Source organism: Mycobacterium sp. NS-7484, assembly GCF_001953975.1.
Lineage (GTDB): Bacteria > Actinomycetota > Actinomycetes > Mycobacteriales > Mycobacteriaceae > Mycobacterium.
This window is the reverse complement of the sequence record NZ_MBEJ01000016.1, coordinates 18,083-40,718: the sequence shown is the minus strand read 5'-3', so window position 1 is coordinate 40,718 and position 22,636 is coordinate 18,083. Positions and strand designations below refer to the sequence as shown.

24 protein-coding genes are annotated in these 22,636 nt (G+C 67.9%); 15 read left to right on the top strand and 9 right to left on the bottom strand.

All coding sequences use genetic code 11. The annotated features are described in order from the left end of the window. Nucleotides 1-307: 307 nt before the first annotated feature. Both A5733_RS03455 and A5733_RS03450 read right to left on the bottom strand, forming a co-directional pair. The gene (locus A5733_RS03455) at nt 308-1,462 is read right to left on the bottom strand and encodes a serine/threonine-protein kinase (protein WP_076239095.1); all 1,155 of its coding nucleotides are present in this window, start codon (nt 1,460-1,462) and stop codon (nt 308-310) included. 50 nt (nt 1,463-1,512) lie between these two features. After that, a complete protein-coding gene (locus A5733_RS03450; protein ID WP_076239099.1) occupies nt 1,513-2,862 on the bottom strand; it encodes an aldehyde dehydrogenase in 1,350 nt (449 codons plus the stop codon). A gap of 118 nt (nt 2,863-2,980) precedes the next feature. On the opposite strand from A5733_RS03450, the gene A5733_RS03445 reads away from it, so the two are divergent. After that, nucleotides 2,981-3,778 carry an acyl-CoA thioesterase II gene (locus A5733_RS03445; RefSeq protein WP_067769713.1) on the top strand — a complete coding sequence of 266 codons (798 nt, stop codon included), beginning with the start codon at nt 2,981-2,983 and terminating at the stop codon, nt 3,776-3,778. A gap of 42 nt (nt 3,779-3,820) precedes the next feature. Continuing rightward, complete coding sequence (locus A5733_RS03440; protein ID WP_076239094.1) at nt 3,821-4,483, top strand: phosphodiesterase; 663 nt, start codon at nt 3,821-3,823, stop codon at nt 4,481-4,483. Nucleotides 4,484-4,498: 15 nt separating this feature from the next. Here the strand turns inward: A5733_RS03440 and A5733_RS27645 are convergent, their stop codons facing one another. Then, nucleotides 4,499-4,636, bottom strand: coding sequence for a hypothetical protein (locus tag A5733_RS27645; RefSeq protein ID WP_198938718.1), 138 nt, complete (start codon nt 4,634-4,636; stop codon nt 4,499-4,501). A 104-nt stretch (nt 4,637-4,740) separates the two neighbouring features. Here A5733_RS27645 and A5733_RS03435 point away from each other — a divergent pair, with 104 nt between their 5' ends. Further along, entirely contained in the window at nt 4,741-5,325 is a 585-nt protein-coding gene (locus A5733_RS03435; protein WP_076239093.1) for a hemerythrin domain-containing protein, read from the top strand. Nucleotides 5,326-5,394: 69 nt separating this feature from the next. Here the strand turns inward: A5733_RS03435 and A5733_RS03430 are convergent, their stop codons facing one another. The 3 genes from A5733_RS03430 to A5733_RS03420 form a co-directional block, all read right to left on the bottom strand. Continuing rightward, on the bottom strand, nt 5,395-6,288 hold the full coding sequence (locus A5733_RS03430; protein WP_076239092.1) for a manganese catalase family protein: 894 nt from the start codon (nt 6,286-6,288) through the stop codon (nt 5,395-5,397). A gap of 74 nt (nt 6,289-6,362) precedes the next feature. Further along, nucleotides 6,363-6,827, bottom strand: coding sequence for a GatB/YqeY domain-containing protein (locus A5733_RS03425; RefSeq protein ID WP_076239091.1), 465 nt, complete (start codon nt 6,825-6,827; stop codon nt 6,363-6,365). Nucleotides 6,828-6,847: 20 nt separating this feature from the next. Next, entirely contained in the window at nt 6,848-7,525 is a 678-nt protein-coding gene (locus A5733_RS03420) for an SIMPL domain-containing protein (protein ID WP_067769705.1), read from the bottom strand. A 39-nt stretch (nt 7,526-7,564) separates the two neighbouring features. On the opposite strand from A5733_RS03420, the gene A5733_RS03415 reads away from it, so the two are divergent. From A5733_RS03415 to A5733_RS03395, 5 genes are read left to right on the top strand one after another with little or no spacing between them, the layout of a single operon-like run. Then, nucleotides 7,565-8,545 (top strand): hypothetical protein, encoded by a 981-nt coding sequence (locus tag A5733_RS03415; protein WP_076239089.1) that lies wholly within the window; start codon nt 7,565-7,567, stop codon nt 8,543-8,545. A 7-nt stretch (nt 8,546-8,552) separates the two neighbouring features. Then, nucleotides 8,553-9,140, top strand: a complete 588-nt coding sequence (locus A5733_RS03410; protein ID WP_076239088.1) for a DUF4129 domain-containing protein — start codon at nt 8,553-8,555, stop codon at nt 9,138-9,140. Beyond that, nucleotides 9,137-10,246: a DUF4350 domain-containing protein gene (locus tag A5733_RS03405; RefSeq protein ID WP_076239087.1), complete on the top strand. Its 1,110-nt coding sequence runs from the start codon at nt 9,137-9,139 to the stop codon at nt 10,244-10,246. The genes A5733_RS03410 and A5733_RS03405 overlap by 4 nt, the downstream gene beginning before the upstream one ends. Nucleotides 10,247-10,290: 44 nt before the next feature. Next, nucleotides 10,291-11,211: a MoxR family ATPase gene (locus A5733_RS03400; protein ID WP_233152606.1), complete on the top strand. Its 921-nt coding sequence runs from the start codon at nt 10,291-10,293 to the stop codon at nt 11,209-11,211. Then, a complete protein-coding gene (locus tag A5733_RS03395) occupies nt 11,211-12,533 on the top strand; it encodes a DUF58 domain-containing protein (protein ID WP_076239085.1) in 1,323 nt (440 codons plus the stop codon). Before A5733_RS03400 ends, A5733_RS03395 begins: the two co-directional genes overlap by 1 nt. 77 nt (nt 12,534-12,610) lie before the next feature. Here A5733_RS03395 and A5733_RS03390 read toward each other — a convergent pair whose 3' ends face one another. Further along, on the bottom strand, nt 12,611-13,603 hold the full coding sequence (locus A5733_RS03390; RefSeq protein WP_076239084.1) for a stage II sporulation protein M: 993 nt from the start codon (nt 13,601-13,603) through the stop codon (nt 12,611-12,613). 31 nt (nt 13,604-13,634) lie between these two features. On the opposite strand from A5733_RS03390, the gene A5733_RS03385 reads away from it, so the two are divergent. Genes A5733_RS03385 through lfrA form a run of 3 tightly spaced genes read left to right on the top strand, consistent with a single transcriptional unit; the run spans nt 13,635 to nt 16,645 of the window. Continuing rightward, nucleotides 13,635-14,468: an RDD family protein gene (locus A5733_RS03385; protein ID WP_076239083.1), complete on the top strand. Its 834-nt coding sequence runs from the start codon at nt 13,635-13,637 to the stop codon at nt 14,466-14,468. Nucleotides 14,469-14,521: 53 nt separating this feature from the next. Continuing rightward, complete coding sequence (locus A5733_RS03380; protein WP_067769688.1) at nt 14,522-15,106, top strand: TetR/AcrR family transcriptional regulator; 585 nt, start codon at nt 14,522-14,524, stop codon at nt 15,104-15,106. A gap of 24 nt (nt 15,107-15,130) precedes the next feature. Then, on the top strand, nt 15,131-16,645 hold the full coding sequence (gene lfrA / locus A5733_RS03375) for an efflux MFS transporter LfrA (RefSeq protein ID WP_076239082.1): 1,515 nt from the start codon (nt 15,131-15,133) through the stop codon (nt 16,643-16,645). 67 nt (nt 16,646-16,712) lie between these two features. Here lfrA and A5733_RS03370 read toward each other — a convergent pair whose 3' ends face one another. Next, nucleotides 16,713-18,038, bottom strand: coding sequence for a carotenoid oxygenase family protein (locus A5733_RS03370; protein WP_076239081.1), 1,326 nt, complete (start codon nt 18,036-18,038; stop codon nt 16,713-16,715). Between the two features lie 57 nt (nt 18,039-18,095). On the opposite strand from A5733_RS03370, the gene A5733_RS03365 reads away from it, so the two are divergent. From A5733_RS03365 to A5733_RS03355, 3 genes are all read left to right on the top strand, one after another. Then, nucleotides 18,096-18,611, top strand: a complete 516-nt coding sequence (locus A5733_RS03365) for a PadR family transcriptional regulator (RefSeq protein ID WP_076239080.1) — start codon at nt 18,096-18,098, stop codon at nt 18,609-18,611. Between the two features lie 69 nt (nt 18,612-18,680). After that, the gene (locus A5733_RS03360) at nt 18,681-19,418 is read left to right on the top strand and encodes a PadR family transcriptional regulator (protein ID WP_076239079.1); all 738 of its coding nucleotides are present in this window, start codon (nt 18,681-18,683) and stop codon (nt 19,416-19,418) included. Nucleotides 19,419-19,617: 199 nt separating this feature from the next. Next, the gene (locus A5733_RS03355; protein ID WP_076239078.1) at nt 19,618-20,301 is read left to right on the top strand and encodes a hypothetical protein; all 684 of its coding nucleotides are present in this window, start codon (nt 19,618-19,620) and stop codon (nt 20,299-20,301) included. Here A5733_RS03355 and glpK read toward each other — a convergent pair. Continuing rightward, the gene (glpK, locus tag A5733_RS03350) at nt 20,298-21,812 is read right to left on the bottom strand and encodes a glycerol kinase GlpK (RefSeq protein ID WP_076239077.1); all 1,515 of its coding nucleotides are present in this window, start codon (nt 21,810-21,812) and stop codon (nt 20,298-20,300) included. The genes A5733_RS03355 and glpK overlap by 4 nt on opposite strands. A gap of 58 nt (nt 21,813-21,870) precedes the next feature. Between glpK and A5733_RS03345 the strand changes: the two genes are divergently transcribed. Beyond that, nucleotides 21,871-22,635 carry a class I SAM-dependent methyltransferase gene (locus A5733_RS03345; protein ID WP_076239098.1) on the top strand — a complete coding sequence of 255 codons (765 nt, stop codon included), beginning with the start codon at nt 21,871-21,873 and terminating at the stop codon, nt 22,633-22,635. The last annotated feature ends 1 nt before the right edge of the window (nt 22,636 follow it).

Sequence of the window (22,636 nt, the reverse complement as noted above, 5' to 3'; positions counted from 1 at the left end):
GCATGTTCGGACCCCTATCAGGGGAGGTCAACGGTCATAAATCAGCGATTCTGTACACACATTTTGGCCATTAACCCCGCGTCGACTTCATGAAGACGGTGACAGTGGGTCAGCTGCAGCCAGAACTCGACATACGTTCTGGCCGACGTCGAGACGGGGACGACGTACTGCAATCACGCGGCACAGCCATGTCATCGGTCACATCGTCCCGCCGAATGAGGCCCCCGTTTTCGCGCCGCCGAAAAAATCCGGTGCCGCACACACGCAATTGCTCGAACGGGTTGAGCTGACGTCCGCGGCAACGACGTCACTCATGCGGGCGGTTCTTCTTGTCGTGTCCCTTGCCGTGGCCGCGCCCCTTGCCGTTGCCGTGATCCCCAGCGTCCTCGGGCATGGTCGGTAGCACGGTCGGGATGCTCGTGGCCACCGGCACGGTCGGCTCAACAGGCTCAACAGGCGCGACAGGCGCCGCTGGCGCGACCGACGGAGTCCCCGGAGTGACGGGTGCCCGCTGAGGTGGCGGGTCGGCGATGAGCAGAACGGCACCGAGGATGACGGCAGCCATGACCGCGAGGGTCCCGAGCGCAAGGCGCAGCCTGGAGCGACGAGGCGGCAGCGGCGTGGGTAACACCAGGGTGGCGGGCCGCGGAGGCGAGGCCCCTGAAAGCGCAGCCCGCATGGAAGCGGCATCGGGGAAGCGATAGGCCGGGTCCCGGGACATCGCGGATTCCAGCACGTGGGCCAGCGCCGGATCGACATCCGGGCGCACCATCAGCAGCGGCATCGCCGCCTCGTCGACAACCGCACGCATCGTGGCGATCGGATTCCCCCGGTCAAAGGGTCGCCGCCCGGTCAGCGCCTCGTAGCCGAGCACTCCGAGCGCATACAGGTCGTCGGACACCGACGCCGGTTGGCCGGTGATCCGTTGCGGGCTCAGGTAATCCGGGGTGCCGAACACGATGCCGGCCTGGGTGTGGGCCGCGCCGACGGTCTTGGCGAGGCCGAAGTCGGAAAGCTTGGCGTTGCCGGTGGCAGAGATCAGGACGTTGCCCGGCTTGATGTCGCGATGCAGGATGCCGGCGCCGTGCGCGGCGGTCAACGCACCGAGCAGGTCGGCGAGCACCCAGCGCACCCGGTCACTCGTCAGCGGCCCGGCCGCGATCTCGTCGGCCAGGGTCGGCCCGGGCAACCGCTCCATCACGAGGAACGGGGTGCCGTGATGCTCCCCGGTGTCGTGCACGACGACGATGTTGGGGTGGTTCAGCGCCGCGGCGGCGCGAGCCTCGTCTTCGAACCGGCGCCGCATCACCACATCGGCGGCCAGGCCCGGTTGGAGCAGTTTGATCGCCACCGGCCGCGACAGCCTGGTATCCCAGCCATCGCGCACCTCGGCCATGCCGCCGCGACCGAGAACGCCGCGTAATTCGTAGCGGTTGGCGAGGAGGTGATCGGCGCTCCCCATAGGGCGACTATCGCACACGCCTGCGTGTGAGCCGGGTTACCGCCGCTCGATCAGTCACCGGATTCCGGCGCCGACCAATGGACGACCTTCATCGCCGTCATCTCGTCGAGCAGTTCGGGGCCGAAACCGAAGCCGGATCCGCTGGCCCGTCGCGGCTCGGCTGCACCGCCGGGCGCGCCGCCGAAGACATTGTTGATCTTCACGGTGCCGACCGGCAGGGCCCGCCAGGCTTCTTGAGCGTGGCTCATGTCGTTGGTGAGCACGGTGGCGGCCAGGCCGTACCGGTCGTCGGCGGCTTCGGTCAATGCGGTGGCGAAGTCGGGCACCGCGCGTACCGGGGCGATCGGGCCGAACGTCTCCTCGCTCATCACGAGCATCTGTGGGGTGCATTCGGTCAACACCGTGGGCGGATAGAAACTGCCGGGCCCCTGCCTGGGCTCACCGCCGGCGCGCACCTGTGCGCCGCGATCGACCGCGTCGGTGACCTGGGCGTGGACTTGTTGGCAGTGCCGTTCGTCGACGAGGGGGCCGATCTTCTCGGCCCACTCCCCCGCCTGCGCGACGAGCGCCTCGATGAACGGCTCGGCCAGTGATTGGACGACGAAGATGCGCTCCACCGAGACGCAGATCTGCCCGGCGTTGGCGAAGGCTCCGAGCGCGGCCTGCTCGGCCGCCCACTGTGGGTCGACGTCGGCGTCGACGATCAACGCGTCGTTGCCGCCGTTTTCCAGCAGGGCCTTGGCCCCGCGCTGCGCGCAGGCCAGTGTGATCTGCCGGCCGGTCGCGCTGCTGCCGACGTGCGCGACGACGTCGACCTGCGGCGAGGCCGCCAGCTGGGCGCCGACCTCACCGTCCCCGTCGACGATCTCCAGCACACCGTCGGGCAGTTGAGTCGCCAGTAACTCGGCGAACCGCCGGCCGGTCTGCGGGCAACGCTCACTTGGCTTGTGCACCACGGTATTTCCCGTCACCAAGGCCGCGCCGAGCAGACCGGCAGCCACTGCCACCGGATCGTTCCACGGCGTCAGCACCGCCACGACGCCACGCGGCTGGGGAACCATCAGGTCGGTGGCCGACCAACCGCCCTGCAGGGTCGAACCGCGGTGCAGCGGGCCGAGTTCGGCGTACTGCCGCAGCGTGCCCACCCCGGCCTGTACGCCACCGAGGGAATCGGCAGCGGTCTTGCCGGTCTCACGTTCGTTGAGCGTGGCGAGTTCGTCGGCCGCCGCCCGAACCACCTCGGCGGCGGTGGCCACCGCGGCGGCCCGGTCCGCCGGCGCTGTCCTGGCCCATTCCGAGCGGGCTTTCGCGGCACGGCTGACCGCCCGGTCGACGGCGGCGGGCTCGGTGACGGAAACGCGGCTCACGACCTCGCCGGTGTGTGGATCGCGGACGGTGATGCGGTCGCTCGATGTCCTCAATGTCCTCAATGTCGAAGTCACGGTCTGGGGCGTACCCTTTGGCAGCGGTTCCAATCCCACCCGATCCGCCCAACCAAGCGGTTGATAGCGTCGCCGGATGGCCGCGTTGAGCTGGATCGCCCAACTGTTGCAGTTTGACCGCGACGGCGACGACTTCTGTATCCGCGAACCGCGTCGGGGCGCGGTCGAGCGGCTGTTCGGCGGCCTGATCGCGGCGCAGTCGCTGGCCGCGGCCGGCGCCACCATCGACGACGGCAAGTTGCCCCAGTCGCTGCACACCTACTTCGTCCGCGGCGGGCGCTACGACGCCGACGTCGAGTTCCACGTCGACCGCACCCGCGACGGACGCGCGTTCGCCACCCGCCATGTGACCGCCAGCCAGGACGGGGCGGTCATCCTGGAGATGATGGTCTCGTTCCATCAACCCGAGCCCGGGTTGGATTGGTATCCCGATGCTCCGCCCACCCTGGAGCTGGACGCGGCCGTCCCCAAATCCGAGGTGATGGATTTCGGTGACAAGTTCGACCTGCGCACCATGCCCGCCGACGACTCCGAATTCGCGGTCTCCCCGTTCTGGATCCGCACCCAGCAGGAGATCGAAGACGACCCGCTGATCCGGGCCTGCACTCTGACCTTTCTGTCCGACCTCGGGCCGGTGCCCTCGGCGCTGCCGCCGACCGTCACCCTGCGGGCCGATCTCGGATTCGCCGCCAGCCTGGATCACTCGATCTGGTTTCACCGACCGTTTCGGCCGCATCACTGGCACCGCTACGAATTGCGGCCGGCCAACCACAACGATTCCCGCGGGCTGGCCCGCGGCTCGCTCTACGACGAGGCGGGCACGCTGATCGCCAGTGTCAACCAGGAAGCGCTCTGGCGAATCGCCCAGGATTAGCCCGCACGTTTGCAACACCGTCACGGCGGGCAGTCGGTGGCAATGAAGATCTCCGATGTCGCAGCCTGGCCAGTCGAGTTCGGCGCCGCGGTGCGGCACCGGCGCCTGTTCCACCCGACCGGTGTCCTGGCACGGGGCTCGCTCAACCGGACCGCGCCCGACGGCAGAGGCCTGCCGCTGTATTCGTGCGACGTCATCGGGCGGCTGTCGAAAGGAGTGGGGACACCGGATTCGGTGCCCGACATCGTCGGCCTGGCCTGGCGCATGCCACCGCAGCTGACGGGCACACCGTGGGATGTGCTGCTGGCTTCCACGTTGGGCGGCAATCGTTTCCTGCTGTGGCCCGCCAACTCCTGGTCGGGCATCACGTTCTCCAGCGTGATGCCGCTGCGGTACGAGGGCAAGGTGTGGTGGCTGCGGGCCAAGCTGCGTACCGAGTTCGACGGCGCCGGGCTGTGCCTGGACAGCGTGAGCAGCCAGTTGGAACGCGGCGGCATGGAGTTCGACATCGAACAGTGCGCCGCCAGCGGCGAATTCGAGCCGCTGGCGCGGCTGTCCCTGCGTCAGAAGCTGCCGCACGATCGCGATGTGGCTTTCGATCCGGTACTGCACCGCGCGGCCGGGGTCACCCTCGTCCCCGATTGGCTGGCCGACGTTCGCCGCGTCGCCTACCGCAAGAGCCGGATCGGGCGGGACGCCGAGTAGCGACGCGCCGGCAACTCAGTCGGGAGGCTCCTGCGTGTTGTGTTTGGCGCTCTGGACGTCCGGGGTGTCCTCCGGAACCTCTTTCTTCCGATCGGGCTTGTCACCGCTGTTGTCACGGTGCTCTTCGTCGTAGATCCCCTTACCCGTTGGCATGTGCCTTCACATACCCGTCGGCGCGCGTTTCAACCCCACCCCCGCGGGTATGCGCCCCGAATTCTCCCGACACGAAGAGTCCCGACCACGAAGGGCAACGAATTATGGATGCACTGACATTTCTGCGTCAGGACCACAAGAGCGTGCTGGGCATGCTCGAGGTCCTCGACGGCGCGCCGACCGGCCCGGGCGCGCAGGAAAGCGGATTGGCCACCATGGTGACCAACCTGATCATCGCCGAATCCCAGCACGAGGCCATCGAAGAGCAGATATTCTGGCCCATGGTCCGCGACGTGCTCGACAACGGCGACGAGCTGGCCGATGAGGCGATCGAGCAGGAAGAGGCCGGCAAGGAGCTGTTGCAGCGGCTCGAAGACGGCGAACCCGGCGAACCCGATTATCACGACGCACTCCGCGAATTCGTGAAAGTGGGCCGCGAGCACATCGCGTTCGAGGAGGAGGTGGTGTGGCCGAAGTTCGAGGCCGCCGTCGATGCCGAGGAACGCGAGAAACTCGGCGCCAAGCTCGAGCAGGCCAAGAAGATCGCACCCACCCGGCCGCACCCGGACACCCCGTCGAACTCAACAGTCCAGAAGACGATGGGCGCCGCGGCCGCGATGATGGACCACGTCCGAGACGCCGCGACCGGCCGGGACGAGGACAACCCACCAGACCCCCAGGTCCACTGACAGCCCCGAACCATCGCTGACGGCCGACGCCCCCGGGAGCGTCGGCCGTCAATCGTAGAATTCGTCGAATTACAAAGCAGCAGAATGCTGTTCGTGGGTGAACGGCTTTTCGCTGTCCACGGCGGGGCTGCCCTCGGGATTCTTCTTCGCCCCCTGGTTCTGGCGCAGCTTGCCGCCGAGCCACTCTTCCTGCGGCTTGTTGACGTACTTCCACTTCATACCCTCGGGCCACGGTCCCTGGCCCTGGTTCCACGGACCGCGCGCATCGCCGGTGCCGTTGGACATGTTGAACGCGACGTTCTGGAACCGGTCGTCGCCCGGCAGTTGCCCGGGCGGGAAGTTCACCGGCAGTTCGTTGAGCGCCGCGGTGAACTGCTGGAAGTGGGCCACCTCGCGGGTCATCAGGAAGGTCAGGGTGTCCTGTACGCCCGGATCGTCGGTGAACTGCTTGAGATATTCATAGACGATCTTGGCCCGAGACTCGGCGGCCAGGTTGCTGCGCAGATCCACCGACGGATCGCCGTTGGAGTTGACGTAGGAGCCGCTCCACGGCACGCCCGCCGAATCCTTCATATCGGGCCCGCCGCCGGTGAGCGCGAAGTACAGCGGGTTGACGGCGACGCTGTGGATGATCTGGTCCCGGCCGTCGGCGTTGCCCACCGCGGGCATCCAGTCACATCGCTCGTTGGCGATCTTCAGGTCGTCGTTGAGCCCGTCGAGCAGCATCGTGATCATCGAGCCGACCATCTCCAGGTGAGACAACTCCTCGGTGGCGATGTCCATGAAGAGGTCGTACATCTTGGGGCTCTTCTCGCGCAGCACGAACGCCTGCGTGAAGTACTGCATGGCGGCCTTCAATTCGCCGTTCGCACCGCCGAATTGCTCCTGCAGCAGGCTGGCGAAGCGTGGGTCGGGCTCGGTGACCCGAACCTCGAATTGCAGATCCTTGTTGTGAACGAACATCCCGGGTACCTCCAAGGGCTGAGTAACGGGTCGGATCGGCGGCGGGTACCCGGGCACCGCCGTCCCAAACGTCTTCAGAGCCGGGCTTTGACCGCCGCGGAGAGCCGTGCGCCGTCCGCCTTGCCCGCGGCGATGGCCGTGGCAGCCTTCATCACCTGACCCATCTGCCGCATGCCGGGACGTTCTCCGATCTGCTCGGCCACCTGAGCGATCGCCGTGTCGGCGACGTCGGCCAGCTCGGCGTCGGTCAGCGGCGTCGGCAGGTACTCGTCGATGACGCGCGCCTCGGCATGCTCGTTGGCGGCCAACTCACCCCGACCGTTCTGGGTGTAGATCTGCGCTGCCTCACCGCGCTTCTTCGACTCCCGAGCCAGCACGGCGATCACCTCGGCGTCGGACAGCTCACGGGCCTGCTTACCCGAGACCTCCTCGCTCTGAATCGCGGCCAGCACCATGCGCAGCGTGGCGGTGCGCAGCTTGTGCTGAGACTTCATCGCGTCGGTCAGATCGGCACGCAGCGTGTCCTTGAGGTCGGCCATAGCGTCAACCTACGCCGCGATCAGTCCGCGCCCGCCACGAATTTCGCGTCCACCGAGACCGCGACCTCGATGTCGGCCGGGGTGAAATCGAGTTCGGGTGCTCCGCCCATCCCACCGGGGGCGGCCGCGGCGCGCAGCATCGGCGGGCCCGACGACGACAGTGGGCTGCGGCCGAGCATGCCGGCGTCGGCGATGGTCACCGGTCGCACCGGCCCGAGATCCAATGCGTCGGCGTAACGCTGGGCGCGCGTGACGGCGTCTTGCACCGCGCGGGTGTGCACGTCGGCGACGAGTTCGGCGCGATGCTCGGCCGTCAACGCCCATCCGATGCGGGACAACGAGAATCCGCCGGTCTCGGTGACGTGCCCGCCGACCCACCGCGACAGGGCGGTGAAATCGCTGAACTTCACCTCAAGGCCGACGCTGGCGTGGTGCACGAGCGGCAACTGCTTGCCCTCGTTGTTCCAGGGCCGGTTGGCCCAGGTGCGGACCTGCCCGGTGGACCACCAGGTGACCGGCCCGGCCGCGGGATCGTGCAGCGGGGCGATCGAGGTTTTCACGGCATCCAGATCGCGTACCAACCGCTCGTACACCGGCTCGATCGCCGGGCCTTCGTAACCGAGCGTGACATGCGCCGTCGCACGTTCGGGCGGCTGAAAAGCGGAAAAGGACCCACGCACGATGATCTCGGTCGGCATGCCCTCACCGTAGTTGCTGCCGGCAACTACGGTGAACGTATGACGAGCGGTCGGCCACACCTTGCCCACTTCTCGGCAGGTGACGTCATCCCGCTTCGTCCGCTGAGCCTGACCGACATCTTCAACGGCGCCGTGGCCTACGTCCGGACGAATCCGAAGGCGACGCTCGGGCTGGCCACCATCGTCGTGCTGGGCGCGCAGATCATCACGCTCGCATTGCAAGTCGGGCCGATGTCGGCCCTCGGTGAATTCGATTCCACGCTGCAGGGTGAGCCGCCGTCGGCTGGCACGGTGGCGGTCTTCGCCGGGGGAGCGTTCGCCGGCGTCGTCGTCACCACGCTGGCCTCGCTTCTGCTCAGCGGAATGCTCACCGTGGTGATCGGCCGCTCGGTGTTCGGCGGGACCATCACCATCGGTGAGGCCTGGCAGCGGCTGCGCGGCCGGCTGCCCGCGCTCATCGGGCTGAGCATCCTGCAAGGTCTGGCACTGGTCGTGGTCATCGCGGCGGTGGCCGTCATGATCGCCGGCGCGGGTGCCGCCGTCGGCGCCTTGGCAGCGTTCGCGGTCGGTGCGCCCCTGGTGTTCCTCACGCTCGTCGCGGTGCTCTACGTGTCGACGGTGTTGTTGTTCGCGCCTGCGGTGATCGTGTTGGAGCAACGTGGCATCGTTGCGGCGATCGCCCGGTCATTCGCCTTGGTGAAGAAGGACTTCTGGCGGGTGTTCGGCATCTGGGTGCTGGCCACCTTCGTGGCCTCGATCATCGCCTGGGGTGTCGGTGCGCCGTTCAACATCGCCGGCGAGACCATGTCTTTCATGGCCGACGGACCGTCGCTCCCCGGCTTGGTCCTGGGCTCGGTCGGCGCGGCCATCGGACAGATCGTCACGGCGCCGTTCAGCGCGGGCGTGGTGGTGCTGTTGTATGCCGACCGCCGCTTCCGGGCCGAGGCGTTCGATCTGATGTTGCAGACCGGGGCCGTGGCCCCCGCCGAGACCGCCGATCGACTGTGGTTGCCGCGGTAGTGCCGAGATGACGACCATCGACATCGACCGGGACGCTGCGCATGACGCCGCGCAGAACGAGCTGAGCAAACCGATCTATCCGCGGGCCACACCGACCGATCAGATCGGTGACTGGCTCAACGACCTGCTGTACAAGGTCGCCTCGGCGGGCTCGCGGATGCCCGGTGGCTGGTTCACGATCTCGGTGCTGGCGATCCTGGTCGTGGTGGCCGTGGTGGTGGCGGTGCGGATTGCCCGACGCACCATGCGCACTGACCGCAGCACCGACCCCGCGTTGTTCGACAATGCGACGCTCAGTGCCGCACAGCACCGCTCGATCGCCGAACAGTATGCGGCACAAGGCGACTGGTCGTCAGCCATTCGTCATCGGCTCCGCGCACTGGCGCGCCGTTTCGAAGAGACCGGCCTCCTCGATCCGGTTCCGGGACGCACCGCGACGGAACTCGCCCGCGACGCCGCCGCCGCGCTCCCCGGCTTGTCGAGTGAACTGTTCAGCGCAGCAACCACATTCAACGACGTCACGTACGGCGAACAGCCGGGTACTGAATCCGCCTACCGGGCCATTGCCGCGCTCGATGAGGCCGGGGTGCGATGAAGGGACGCTTACGCACGACGCGTTGGGTGCTGCTGGCCTTCGCGGTCATCGTCGCGGTGGCTGTCGCGACCGTCTATCTGACCGCGCCGCGCCCCGGCGGGGCGATGGATCCTGACTCCACCTCGCCGGACGGGACGCACGCCCTGATCAGCCTGTTGCGTGACCATGGCGTCGAGGTGATCACCGCCGCCACGACCGAGGATGTGCAACGCGCCGCCCGGCCTCACACGTTGCTGGTGGTGGCACAGACGGTCTTTCTGTCCGGTGAGGACACCATGGCGAAGCTGGCCGACGTCCCCGGCGATCTGTTGCTCGTCGCACCGACGGCACTCACCCGCGAGAAGCTGGCCCCGCAGCTCAAGCTCGACAAGCCGACGGAGTTCGGCGGTGATCAGCCGGATTGCGCACTGCCCGAAGCGAACCGGGCCGGCCGCACCCAGCTGGGCAGCACCGACACCTACACCGCCCGGGACGTCGAGCTGACGTCGTGCTACGGCGGCGCGCTGGTGCGCTACCACGATGGGGCCCGCACCGTGACGGTCGTCGGCACCGGTGACTTCATGATGAACTCGCGCCTGCTCAAGGACGGCAACGCCGCACTGGCGATGAACCTGGCCGGCGCCTCCCCACGGATGATCTGGTATGCCCCACAGCATTTCGAAGCCGGCTCGTCCGGCGACGGCACGGTGTCGGAACTGGTGCCGCCGCAGGTGCGTTGGATCGTGCTGCAGCTGTGTCTGGTCGTGGCCGTGCTGGCGGTGGCCCAGGCTCGGCGGCTGGGCCCGCTGGTCTCCGAACCGCTGCCGGTCGTGGTCCGTGCCTCCGAGACCGTCGAGGGCCGCGGGCGGCTCTACCGGTCGCGGCGCGCGCGGGACCGGGCCGCCGACGCGTTGCGCGCCGCCACACTGGGGCGACTCCTCCCCCGACTCGGCCTGAGCCCGGGGGCCGCCCCGCAGACCGTCGCGGCCGCCGTCGCCGCGCGCTGCGGTACTGCGACGAACTCCGCGGGTCAGGTGCTGTTCGGGCCCGCCCCGCAGACCGATGCCGAACTCGTCTCCCTCGCCCACCAACTCGACGACATCGAAAGGCAGGTCGCGCACTCGTGACTCAGCCCAGCAACGAGAACACCGACAAGGCCCGCGACGCCCTGATGGCGCTGCGTGCCGAGATCGCCAAAGTGGTGGTCGGGCAGGATGCCGTGGTCAGCGGGCTCGTCGTCGCGCTGCTGTGCCGCGGCCACGTGCTACTGGAGGGTGTGCCCGGGGTGGCCAAGACCCTGCTGGTGCGCACCCTGGCCGCCGCCCTGCAATTGGATTTCAAACGCGTGCAGTTCACCCCGGACCTGATGCCCGGCGATGTCACCGGTTCGCTGGTGTACGACGCACGCACCGCCGAGTTCGAGTTCCGGGCCGGCCCGGTGTTCACCAACCTGATGCTGGCCGACGAGATCAACCGGACCCCACCGAAAACCCAAGCCGCACTTCTGGAAGCGATGGAAGAGCGACAGGTCAGTGTCGACGGCACGCCCCGTCCGCTGCCGGACCCGTTCATCGTGGCGGCCACCCAGAACCCCATCGAGTACGAGGGCACCTATCAGCTGCCCGAAGCACAGCTGGACCGCTTTCTGCTCAAACTGACCGTGCCGCTGCCTCCGCGCGATGCCGAGATCGCGATCCTGGGCCGGCATGCGCACGGTTTCGACCCGCGTGATCTGTCCGCGGTGCAACCGGTGGCCGGGGCCGCCGAGCTGGCGGCCGGTCGCGAAGCCGTGCGTCAGGTGCTGGCCGGCGACGAAGTGCTGGGCTACATCGTCGACATCGTCGGCGCCACCCGGCATTCGCCGTCGCTGCAACTTGGCGTGTCACCGCGCGGGGCGACCGCGCTGCTGGCCACCTCGCGATCCTGGGCTTGGCTGTCCGGCCGCAATTACGTGACGCCCGACGACGTCAAGGCGATGGCCCGATCCACACTGCGCCACCGGGTGGCACTGCGTCCGGAAGCCGAGCTGGAAGGCGCCACGCCCGACGGTGTGCTCGACGGCATCCTGGCCGCCGTACCGGTGCCGCGCTGATGGTTCTCACCGGCCGCGTGGGTCTGGTGGCACTGATCTGTGTGCTGCCGATCGCGTTGGCTCCTTGGCCGGCAACGGCTTTCGCGGTGTTGGCGGCGCTCTTGGTCGTCGCGGTGATCGCTGATGTCGCACTGGCCGGCGGTATCGGAGGGCTGCATCTGGCCCGCGGCGGCGAGGCCACGGCGCGGCTCGGTCAGACCGTGGATGCCGTCATCACCGTGCGCAACACCGGCCGGCGCCGGGTCCGCGGCGCCATCCGCGACGCCTGGCCGCCCAGCGCCACAGCGCAACCGCGCGCCCACCAGGTGAACATCGATGCGGGCCAACAGGTTCGGTTGATCACCCGACTGAATCCGGTACGGCGTGGCGATCAACGCTGCGAGCTGGTCACCATACGTTCGATCGGCCCACTGGGTCTGGCCGCGCGACAACGCTCACAATCGCTGTCCGGGCAGGTGCGTGTCCTGCCGCCGTTCCTGTCCCGCAAGCACCTGCCGTCGCGGCTGGCCCGGCTGCGGCAGTTGGACGGCGCCATCCCGGTGCTGATCCGCGGCCAGGGCACCGAATTCGACTCGCTGCGTGAGTATGTCGTCGGCGACGACGTGCGTTCGATCGATTGGCGCGCCACTGCCCGCCGGGCCGACGTGGTGGTGCGCACCTGGCGCCCGGAACGCGACCGTCGGGTGGTGATCGTGCTGGACACCGGCCGTACCTCGGCCGGCCGCGTCGGTGTCGACCCCACCGCGCGGGACCCGGGCGGCTGGCCGCGGCTGGACTGGTCGATGGACGCCGCGCTGCTGCTGGCCGCCCTGGCGTCGCGGGCCGGCGATCACCTTGACTTCCTGGCCATCGACCGGGAGACCCGCGCCGGCGTCTTCAATGCCTCGCGCGCCGAACTGCTGGCCGCGCTGGTCGCGGCAATGGCGCCGCTGCAGCCCGCCCTGGTGGAATCCGACGCCACGGCCATGGTGTCGGCGGTGTCGCGCCGGGTGCGGGGCCGCGCCCTGGTGGTGTTGCTGACCGATCTGAACGCCTCGGCGCTGGACGAGGGCTTGATGACGGTGTTGCCGCAGCTGTCGGCACGCCATCAGGTGCTGCTGGCAGCGGTGGCCGATCCGCGGGTGGACCAGTTGGCGGCGGGCCGTTCCGATGCCGCCCAGGTGTATGACGCCGCCGCTGCCGAACGGGCCCGCAATGACCGCCGGGCCATCGCGTCGCGGCTGCGCGGCCACGGTGTCGATGTGGTCGATGCCCGCCCCGAAGATCTCGCGCCCGCCCTGGCCGATCACTACCTGGCGATGAAGGCGGCCGGCAAGCTCTAGTTTTCTTCCGCGAGCAGACGCAAACCGGTCAATTTTCGCTGCGAAAAGTACGTTTTTACGTCTGCTCGGCGAAGAAATCAGCCCGTCGGGACCACGTCTGGGGCGTCTTCGAGGTCGCCGGTCTCCCCGGCCCGGACGGCCTTCCGGCCGAAGTGGAACACGTAGCCCAGGAAGGCGACCTCGACGGCGACGCCGATGGCGATCCGCGCCCACGTGGGCAGCGCAGATGGCGTCACGAGGGCTTCCACCAGGCCGGAGACCAACAGCACGACCGCCAGACCGATCGCGGCTGCGACCACCGCACGTCCCTGTTCGGCCAGTACCTGGGTGCGGGGTCGGTCCCCGGGCGCGATCACCGTCCACCCCAACCGCATTCCCACCGCCGCGGCCAGGAACACCGCGGTCAGCTCGAGCAGCCCGTGCGGGGTGATCAGCCCGAGGAACAGATCGCCCTTGCCTGCGCTGAACATCAGCCCGGCAATCACCCCGAGGTTGGCCGCGTTCTGAAACAGCACGTACGGGATGGGTAATCCGAGCAGGATCGCGAAGGCGATGCACTGGGCGGCCACCCAGGAGTTGTTCACCCAGACCTGCAAGGCGAACGATCCGGCTGGGTGCTCGCTGTAGTACGACTCGAAGTCGTGGTTGACCAATTCGTCGATCGCGCTGGGCGTTCCGATGGCGGCCTGCACCTCGGGATTGCCCGCCACCCACAGCGCCAGCGCCGCGGTCACGATGAAGAACGCCACCGCCGAGCCGAGCCACCACCGCCAGGACCGGTAGGCCACCACCGGGAAAGACACCGTCCAGAACCGGACGAACTCGCGCCACAGCGGGGCGTGCGCACCGGTCACCGCGGCGCGGGCCCGGGCCACCAGACCGGACAACCGACCGATCAACACCGCATCGCCGGAGGCCGAACGCACCATCGACAGATGCGTGGAGACCCGCTGATAGAGGTCCACGAGCTCGTCGACTTCGGCACCGCTCAACTGTCGGCGTCGTTTTACCAACTGCTCCAACCGGTCCCAGGTGGGGCGATGGGCCACGACGAACGCATCGACATCCACCCGGTCGAGCCTATCGGTAGCGTGGGGCTTTATGGTCTCGCAGCCCGCGCCGGTGGTGACCGGGGACGCCGTCGTCCTCGACGTCGCGATCGCCCAGTTGCCGGTGCGCACGCTGGCCGCCCTGATCGACATCGTGGTGGTCGTCGTCGGCTATGTCATCGGCGTGGTGCTGTGGTCGATCACGCTGAGCCAGCTCGACGACGCGCTGTCGGCGGCGATCCTGATCATCTTCACGGTGCTGGCCCTGGTCGGTTATCCGGTGGTGATGGAGACCGCGACGCGGGGCCGGTCGTTGGGCAAGATGGCGCTGGGGCTGCGGGTCGTGGCCGACGACGGCGGCCCGGAACGCTTCCGCCAGGCCCTGTTTCGCGGGTTGGCCGGCTTCGTCGAGATCTGGATGCTCACCGGCGGTCCCGCGGTGATCTGCAGTCTGTTGTCCGCCAAGGGCAAGCGGCTGGGCGACATCTTCGCCGGCACCGTGGTGATCAGTGAACGCGGACCGAAGCTGAATCCGCCACCGGTCATGCCGCCGCCCCTGGCTTGGTGGGCGTCCTCACTTCAACTGTCCGGCCTCGGCCCCGAGCAGGCCGAACTGGCACGGCAGTTCCTGTCCCGCTCGGCACAGCTCGATCCGCAGATCCGCCACGAGATGGGCCAGCGGATCTTCGCCGAGATTGCCTCTCGCATCTCGCCGCCACCGCCACCGGGCGCGCCGGTGGAGTACGTGCTGGCCGCGGTGTTGGCCGAACGGCACCGCCGCGCCCTGGCCCGGTTACTGCCACCGGCCCAACCGATGGCGTTCCCGGCGCCGTACCCCAGCTATCCGCCCCCACCGCCGACCAGCGGGTTCACGCTGCCGGGGTAGATCTGTGGGACATCACTGTCTCATTTTGGCCCAGATATGTTAGATTTTCACGCATGACCAGTTCGGCAGTGGTGCATAGCGGGGCGCGGGAACGCACCCGCAGGGCGATCCTCGATGCCGCCATGACGGCGCTGGCCGACAATCCGTCGGCGTCACTGACCGACATCGCCACCGCCGCCGACGTCGGCCGCAGCACGGTGCACCGGTACTACCCGGAACGCACGGACCTGTTGCGCGCCCTGGCCCGCCACGTGCACGAACTCAGCAACGCGGCCATCGATCGTGCGGATCCCACGCATGGGCCGGCCTACGACGCGCTGCGCCGCGTGGTCGAGAGCCAACTCGACCTGGGCCCGATCGTGCTGTTCGTCTACAGCGAGCCGTCGATCCTGGCCGACCGTGAACTGGCGGCGCACCTCGACACCGGCGACGAGGCCATCGTCGAGGTACTCAACCGAGCCTCGGTGGACCGGCCCGAGTACCCGCCGTACCCGCCCGGCTGGGCCCGCCGCGTGTTCTGGGCCCTGCTGGATGCCGGCTATGAAGCCGCCAAGCAGGACGGCACCCCGCGCCATCAAATCGTCGACGCCATCATGACCAGCCTCACCGCGGGCACCGTGCATCTCCCGCGCGGCTGACCCCACTCTTCTGGAGCTCCTCGAATGTCCACCCGCCTCGACGGCTCGCCGTCGACCACCACCCCCAAACGCGCCTGGCTGGCCCTGGCCGTCCTGACGCTGCCGGTGCTGTTGATCGCGATCGACAACACCGTGCTGGCGTTCGCGCTGCCGTCGATCGCCGAGGATTTCCGGCCCCCGGCCTCCACCCAACTCTGGATCGTCGACGTGTACTCCCTGGTGTTGGCTGCGCTGCTGGTCGCCATGGGTGGTCTCGGCGACCGGTTCGGCCGGCGGCGGCTGCTGTTGATCGGCGCCACCGGTTTCGCGGTGATGTCCGTCGCGGCCGCGTTTGCGCCGAGTGCTCAGCACCTGGTGCTCGCGCGCGCCGTGCTCGGCGTGTTCGGCGCCATGCTGATGCCGTCGACGCTGTCGCTGATCCGCAACATCTTCACCGACGCGTCGGCCCGCCGGCTCGCGATCGCGATCTGGGCCTCCTGCTTCACCGCCGGATCGACCCTGGGTCCGATCGTCGGCGGTGCGCTGCTGCAGCATTTCCATTGGGGCTCGGTCTTTTTGGTGGCCGTACCGATCCTGCTTCCGCTGCTGATCCTGGGTCCCAAGCTGGTGCCCGAATCGCGTGACCCCAATCCCGGCCCGCTCGATCTGACCAGCGTGGTGTTGTCCTTCACCGCGATGCTGCCGTTCGTCTGGGCGATCAAAACCGCTGCCCATGACGGCTTCTCCGTCGTCGTCGCGGCGGCGTTCGTCGCCGGTATCGGCTCAGCGGCGCTGTTCGTTCGCCGGCAGCGGCGCAGCGCCACCCCGATGCTCGACATCGGGCTGTTCTCCTACGGACCCTTCAGCTCGTCGATCCTGGCGAACTTCCTGTCCATCGTGGGGTTGATCGGGTTCATCTTCTTCATCTCGCAGCACCTGCAACTGGTGCTGGCTCTGTCGCCGTTGACCGCGGGTCTGGTGACGCTGCCCGGTGCGGTGGTGTCGATGATCGCCGGCATCGCGGTGGTCCAGGCCGCGAAACGTTTTGCCCCGCAGACGTTGATGATCACCGGGCTGATTTTCGTGGCGGCCGGGTTCCTCCTGATCCTGCTGTTCCGCCACGATCTCTCGGTGGTCGCGGTGATCGTGTCCTTCGTCGTGCTCGAACTCGGCGTGGGCATCTCGCAGACGGTGTCCAACGACACGATCGTCGCGTCCGTTCCGGCCGCCAAAGCCGGTGCGGCATCGGCTGTCTCGGAGACGGCCTACGAGCTCGGCGCAGTGGTGGGCACCGCGACGCTGGGCACGATCTTCACGGCGTTCTACCGCAACAACATTCAGGTGCCGGCGGGGTTGACCCCGACGCAGGCCGCCGACGCCGGTGAGAGCATCGGCGGGGCGGTTTCGGTGGCGGCAGACGTGCCTGCGGCGACCTCCGCCCAGCTGCTGGAGTCGGCCCGCACGGCGTTCGATTCGGGTATCGCGCCCACGGCGATCATCGCGGCAGTGCTGGCATTGGCGGCCGCCGGGATCGTGGCGACGGCATTTCGCAGGGGGTGATCGCGAAAGTGACGCTGTGGTCGTAACTTTCGACGCGTAACGACCATAGCGTCACTTTCGCGGGAGTTCAGGCGCTGATCCAGTTCCCGTGGAACCCGTAGGGCACACGCTGCGGCAGTTTGATGGTCGCCACGGGCTTTCCGGAGAAGTCGGACGCATCCAGGATCACCAGGTCGCTGCCGTCGCGCTCCGGGTTGTAGACATAGCCGAGGTAAAAGCCATTGCTCTCGTCGGCCTGGCCCGCCCCGGGCACGAACACCGCCTCCCCCGGTCCGCCGGAGCCGAGCTCGTGACGGACGCCTGCACCAGTGCGCAGGTCGTAGCGGATCCAGGCCTTGTCCGCGACGGACACCGAGTACTTGGCAGGCAGACCGGCCAGCCGATCATCGATGCGGGGGAACTCGACCCCGAGTTCGTCGAGCTGGCGTTCGCGGACGGTTCCGGCCGCCAGGTCGATCCGCCACTCCCACAGCTTGCCTTCGACATCGAAACCACCGTTATTGCGCCACATCTCGGAGTATCGAACCGCCTGCAGCACAATCGAATTGTCATTCGGAGGCGTTGCCTCGTAACTATTCACGACGTGGAACACGTAGCACGGATCGATGTCGAACCACCGGATCGAGGCGTCCGGATCGTCGCGACGCAGCACACCGAACCGGGCACCGTAGTCATCGCTCCAGCGGTAGGGCATGCCGCTTTCGCCCTCGGCCACTGCGACGTCCAGGTCGAAGACCACCGGCAGATCCATGAAGATGACGTGGCTCGCGGTCATCGCGAAGTCGTGCATCATGGTGTGCGCCTTGACATCCACCGGTCGGTTGACGATCAGGTCGCCATCGGCGTCGGCCCGGTGGTAGGTGACGTAGGGCTCGAAGATGCTGCCGTAGGAGAAGAAGTGCAGCTCGCCGGTCGTCGGGCAGATCTTGGGATGCGCGGTCATCGAGTCGACGAGCTTGCCGCCGAAGTCGTAGGCGCCCACGGTTTCCAGGTCGTTGGTGATCTCGTAGGGCAGTGAGGATTCCACCAGCGCCAGGGTCTTGCCCGCGTGGTTGACGACGTGGGTGTTGGCGACGGAGGCGCGCAGGTTGCGGGTGCCGTCGGCGTTGTACAACCGGAAGTCCTCGATGAAGCTGTCGGTGCGCACCCAGCGGTTGCGGTACCACTTGACCGCGCCGTTCTCGATGCGGACACCGTGGATCATTCCGTCGCCGGTGAACCAGTGCTGCCCCGCCTGGCGCGGGTTGGGCCCGTTTCGCAGGTACCAGCCGTCGAGTTCGGCGGGAATCGCGCCATCGACGGGCAGGTCGTATTCGGTGAGTTCGTCGGCGACGGGCGCGTAATTGCCGCGCCGGAAGAAGTCGGTTTGACCGATGGGCAGTGCGGAAGTCATGCATTCACGGTGACATTCCAAAACTGACATGTCAATAGTGGACTGTAGACTGCCCTCATGAGTCTGCGGACGGCGACACTTGGCCTGTTGGCACAGCACCCGGGCAGCGGGTACGACCTGCTCAAGCGGTTCGAGAAGTCGATGGCCAACGTCTGGCCGGCCACCCAGAGCCAGCTGTACGGCGAGCTCAACAAGCTCGCCGACGCCGGCCTGATCGAGGTCTCGGCCGTCGGGCCACGCGGCCGCAAGGAGTACCGGATCACGCCCGCCGGCCGCAGCGAGTTGCAGCACTGGATCACCCACCCCGCCGACGACCCACCCGAGCGCAGCGCCGCCCTGCTGCGGTTGTTCCTGCTCGGCGAAATACCCCGTGAGCTGGCACTCGCCCACCTGGAGGCAATGGCCGCGCACGCCGACGCCGAAGTCGCACGCCTCAAAGAACTGGAGGCATCCATCCCCTGGCCCGATGCCGACGACCTCTACGGGCACGCCGTCCTGGAATACGGCCTGCGCCTCAACACCATGCAGGCCGAGTGGGCCCGGTGGCTCACGAAGACTATCGACAAGCGATAGATCCCGATATATCGTTGACGCATCGGAAGCGCGCACCGCGCTCCCTACGACAACGAAGGAGTCATTCCAATGACCAACCCATTCAACCCACCAGGCGGCTTCGGATTCGTGCCCTTTGGCCGCGAAGAAGCCCGCGCCATGTTCCGCCAGGCCCGCACCGCCCGTCGCGATCTCCGTGACCAGATGCGCGCCCAGGCCCACGCCGCCCGCGAGCAACGCATCGATCCCACCTGCCAGGCCGGGTCCGGATTCGAACCGCGCGGCGGCTTCGGCTTCGGCTTCGGTCCGGGCCCCTTCGGCGGCGGACCGTTCGGCGGACCTTTCGGTGGCCCGCGGGGTCGCGGCGGCCGGGGTGGCCGACGGGGCCGCCGCGGTGACGTCCGTGCCGCCATCCTGACCCTGCTGGCCGAGCGGCCCATGCACGGCTATGAGATGACGCAGGAGATCGCCGCCCGCAGCAACAACCTGTGGAAGCCGAGCCCCGGCTCGGTGTACCCGACCCTGCAACTGCTGGTCGACGAGGGCCTGATTGCCCCGGCCGAAACCGAGGGCAGCAAGAAGACTTTCGAGTTGACGGCAGAGGGCCGTCAGGCCGCCGCCGAGATCGACACCCCGCCGTGGGAGCAGATTTTGGCGGATCAGGAAGACGAGACCCCCGGCCACCAGAACCTGCACGGGGCCGCCGCGCAGCTGATGACGGCCGTCGGTCAGTCGGCCTATGCCGCCACCGAGGAGCAGCGCCAACGCATCCTCGACATCGTCAACAACGCCCGCCGCGAGATCTACCAGGTCCTGGCCGAGGAGTAGCCGCGGCTAGCTCGCTTGTTCGCGCGAACAGGTGAGGCGCAATGCTATTCACGATGCTTAGACAGACTCTATGTGGCGGGTTACTGCTCAATACTGACCGTAATCCTCCACATAGAGCCGGCCCCGAACTAGAACGCGATACACCAGCGGCAGCCGTCAACGAATCCGGCCGGTTTGGGCCACCCCGTAGGCTGCCCTCGTGGACAGTCTCGTCGCCGTCGTCGTACCGGCGCTCGTCGCAGTATTGACCGCAGCCGGCGCCGTCATCGGACTCGAATTCCGTGATGTCGACGCCTATGAGCGCCGGCGCGGCATCTGGCAGTGGTTATTGGTCCTGCTCGCGGCGGTCGCGACGATGGGCGCCACCGGCTCGGCCTCTGGGGTCGGGAGCTTGTGGCAGGCGGTCGTGATGGCCGCGGTCGGGGTCGCCGCCGTCGTACTCGCCCACGTGATGTGGCGGCGCCGGGTCCCCGACGCCGAGCCGAAGATCCAGGCCATCGCGACGGCCGCGGCTCTCTCGGCGGTCCTGGCGGTGGTGGGCTCGACGGCCCTCACCTACGTCCGGAGCGCAGGTTGCCGCCAGGTCGATCCGCTCGTGCAGTCCAGCCTGGTGAGTACCGGCGCCCTCATGCCGGCCGTCGGCCCCAACCAGGGACCGACGGCCGGTGACTACCAGGACTGGGCCAAGATCATCCGCGAGCAGGCCGACCAGGTGACCAAAGGCGAGGTCGCCCAGCACGCACACCGGATGGGTGAGCTCGCAGGACAGATCGTCGATGCGGCCGGCAGTGGCCGCAAGGCCGACCACGCGTTGCTCGGTACGCAGTATCAGAACGAACTCAAGTCCATTCTGACGACGTGTCAGATCTCGGTTACTCGCTAGATCTCCACCCAATCCAGCGTGCGCTCAACGGCTTTGCGCCAGCCGGCGTAGCCGGACTGCCGGGCCTGGTCATCCCATTGTGGGCTCCAGCGCTGGCCTTCCTGCCAGTTGGCCCGTAGGTCCTCGGGGCTCTCCCAGAACCCGACCGCGAGCCCGGCCGCATACGCCGCACCCAGCGCGGTGGTCTCGGCCACCACGGGCTTGACCACCTCGACACCGAGCACGTCGGCCTGGATCTGCATGCACAGCGTGTTGGCGGTGATGCCGCCGTCGACCTTCAAAACCTCAAGGTGCACACCGGAATCGGCCTCCATGGCCTCGACCACGTCGCGACTTTGATAGCAGATCGCCTCGAGGGTGGCGCGGGCCAGGTGTGCGTTGGTGTTGTACCGCGACAGCCCGACGATGACGCCTCTGGCGTCGGAACGCCAGTACGGGGCGAACAGCCCGGAGAACGCGGGTACGAAGTACACCCCACCGTTGTCGCTGACCTGCCGGGCCAGCGCCTCGCTCTGGGCCGCACCGCTGATGATGCCCAGTTGATCCCGCAGCCACTGCACCGCCGAGCCGGTCACCGCGATCGAACCCTCAAGGGCGTAAATGGGTTTCGCATCTCCAAACTGGTAACACACCGTCGTGAGCAAGCCGTTGGACGAGCGCACGATCTTCTCGCCGGTGTTGAGCAGCAGGAAATTGCCGGTGCCATAAGTGTTCTTGGCTTCACCGGGGGCCAGGCACACCTGCCCCACCATGGCGGCCTGCTGGTCACCCAGAATGCCGGTCACCGGCACCTGCCCGGCCAGCGGCCCGTCGTCGCGGGTGATCCCGAACGACTTCGGATATGACGACGGCTTGATCTCGGGCAGCATCTGACGCGGAATGTCGAAGAACGACAACAGCTCGTCATCCCAGTCCAGGGTTTCCAGGTTCATCAGCATGGTGCGGCTGGCGTTGGTGACGTCGGTGACGTGCACACCGCCGCGGTAGCCGCCGGTCAGATTCCAGGTCACCCAACTGTCGGCGGTGCCGAAGATGGCGTCACCGTTTTCCGCATCCCGCCGCACGCCGTCGACGTTCTCCAGGATCCACTGGATCTTGCCCGCCGAGAAATACGTGGCCGGCGGCAATCCGGCCTTGCGCCGGATCACGTCGCCGCGGCCGTCCCGGTCCAGCGCGGCGGCGATGCGGTCCGTGCGGGTGTCCTGCCAGACGATGGCGTTGTGGTACGGACGGCCGGTGTGCCGATTCCAGACCAGGGTGGTCTCGCGCTGATTGGTGATGCCCAGCGCCGCGACGTCACCGGCGGACAGGTTGGTCTTGTTCAGCGCGGTCATGATGGCCGCGGCGGTGCGTTCCCAGATCTCGACCGGGTTGTGCTCCACCCACCCGGCCTTGGGCAGGATCTGCTCATGTTCGAGCTGATGACGCCCCACCTCGGCACCACTGTGATCGAAGATCATGCAGCGCGTGCTGGTGGTGCCCTGGTCGATCGCGGCTACGAAGTCGGCCAACGTCTTTCCTCCATACAGGTAGAACTACTGTGCCGGGAACCTGTCGCAATCGTCCATGATGGCCTACATGGACCGTGAGCCGACCGATATCGACCGGATGCCAAGGGGCGGGTTCCGGGCGTCGTGCCTGGATCGGCTGCTGGAAACCGACCGGCAGGAGTATCTGGACCGCGACGATGTCGACGTGTCGGTCAAGCGCCAGGTGATCGGCGCACTGGATTGGACCGGCCGGTTCTTCAAGAACCATCAGCGGTTCGCCGCGATCACGCTCGATCTCGTCGCCGAGGTGCCCGATCCACGCATCCTCGAACTGGGCGCCGGCCACGGCGGGGTGTCCCGGCAACTGCTGGCCGATCACCCGACGGCCCGCGTCACCGTCACCGACATCGACGCCGAGTCGGTGGCCCGCATCGCCGAAAGCGACCTCGGCAGCCACCCCCGCGCCGAGGTCCGGCAGATGGACGCCACCGCGATCGACGCCGCCGACGACAGCTACGACCTGGTGCTGTTCGCCCTGTCCTTTCACCATCTGCGCCCGGCCCTGGCCGCCCGCGTGTTCGCCGAGGGCACCCGGGTGGCCACGACGCTGTTGATCATCGACCTGCCCCGACCGCCGGTGCCGCTGCACCTGCTGCAGCTGGCCACCATGCTGCCCGCCGCCCTGGTACTGCCGTTTGCCCACGACGGGGTGATCAGCTCACTGCGCACCTACAGCCCCTCGGCCCTGCGCAGCCTGGCCCGCCATGCCGACCCGTCCATCGAGGTCGACCTGCGCGGCGGCCCGGCCTCGCCGCAGATCGTCATCGCCCGCAGAAGCCGTTGAC

What these genes read in the sequence shown, in the direction of transcription:
- A5733_RS03455 (WP_076239095.1), bottom strand. Translation starts at nt 1,462, where the DNA reads ATGGGGAGCGCCGATCACCTCCTCGCCAACCGCTACGAATTACGCGGC.
- A5733_RS03445 (WP_067769713.1), top strand. Translation starts at nt 2,981, where the DNA reads ATGGCCGCGTTGAGCTGGATCGCCCAACTGTTGCAGTTTGACCGCGAC.
- A5733_RS03440 (WP_076239094.1), top strand. Translation starts at nt 3,821, where the DNA reads ATGAAGATCTCCGATGTCGCAGCCTGGCCAGTCGAGTTCGGCGCCGCG.
- A5733_RS27645 (WP_198938718.1), bottom strand. Translation starts at nt 4,636, where the DNA reads ATGCCAACGGGTAAGGGGATCTACGACGAAGAGCACCGTGACAACAGC.
- A5733_RS03435 (WP_076239093.1), top strand. Translation starts at nt 4,741, where the DNA reads ATGGATGCACTGACATTTCTGCGTCAGGACCACAAGAGCGTGCTGGGC.
- A5733_RS03430 (WP_076239092.1), bottom strand. Translation starts at nt 6,288, where the DNA reads ATGTTCGTTCACAACAAGGATCTGCAATTCGAGGTTCGGGTCACCGAG.
- A5733_RS03425 (WP_076239091.1), bottom strand. Translation starts at nt 6,827, where the DNA reads ATGGCCGACCTCAAGGACACGCTGCGTGCCGATCTGACCGACGCGATG.
- A5733_RS03420 (WP_067769705.1), bottom strand. Translation starts at nt 7,525, where the DNA reads ATGCCGACCGAGATCATCGTGCGTGGGTCCTTTTCCGCTTTTCAGCCG.
- A5733_RS03415 (WP_076239089.1), top strand. Translation starts at nt 7,565, where the DNA reads ATGACGAGCGGTCGGCCACACCTTGCCCACTTCTCGGCAGGTGACGTC.
- A5733_RS03410 (WP_076239088.1), top strand. Translation starts at nt 8,553, where the DNA reads ATGACGACCATCGACATCGACCGGGACGCTGCGCATGACGCCGCGCAG.
- A5733_RS03405 (WP_076239087.1), top strand. Translation starts at nt 9,137, where the DNA reads ATGAAGGGACGCTTACGCACGACGCGTTGGGTGCTGCTGGCCTTCGCG.
- A5733_RS03400 (WP_233152606.1), top strand. Translation starts at nt 10,291, where the DNA reads ATGGCGCTGCGTGCCGAGATCGCCAAAGTGGTGGTCGGGCAGGATGCC.
- A5733_RS03395 (WP_076239085.1), top strand. Translation starts at nt 11,211, where the DNA reads ATGGTTCTCACCGGCCGCGTGGGTCTGGTGGCACTGATCTGTGTGCTG.
- A5733_RS03385 (WP_076239083.1), top strand. Translation starts at nt 13,635, where the DNA reads ATGGTCTCGCAGCCCGCGCCGGTGGTGACCGGGGACGCCGTCGTCCTC.
- A5733_RS03380 (WP_067769688.1), top strand. Translation starts at nt 14,522, where the DNA reads ATGACCAGTTCGGCAGTGGTGCATAGCGGGGCGCGGGAACGCACCCGC.
- lfrA (WP_076239082.1), top strand. Translation starts at nt 15,131, where the DNA reads ATGTCCACCCGCCTCGACGGCTCGCCGTCGACCACCACCCCCAAACGC.
- A5733_RS03370 (WP_076239081.1), bottom strand. Translation starts at nt 18,038, where the DNA reads ATGACTTCCGCACTGCCCATCGGTCAAACCGACTTCTTCCGGCGCGGC.
- A5733_RS03365 (WP_076239080.1), top strand. Translation starts at nt 18,096, where the DNA reads ATGAGTCTGCGGACGGCGACACTTGGCCTGTTGGCACAGCACCCGGGC.
- A5733_RS03360 (WP_076239079.1), top strand. Translation starts at nt 18,681, where the DNA reads ATGACCAACCCATTCAACCCACCAGGCGGCTTCGGATTCGTGCCCTTT.
- A5733_RS03345 (WP_076239098.1), top strand. Translation starts at nt 21,871, where the DNA reads ATGGCCTACATGGACCGTGAGCCGACCGATATCGACCGGATGCCAAGG.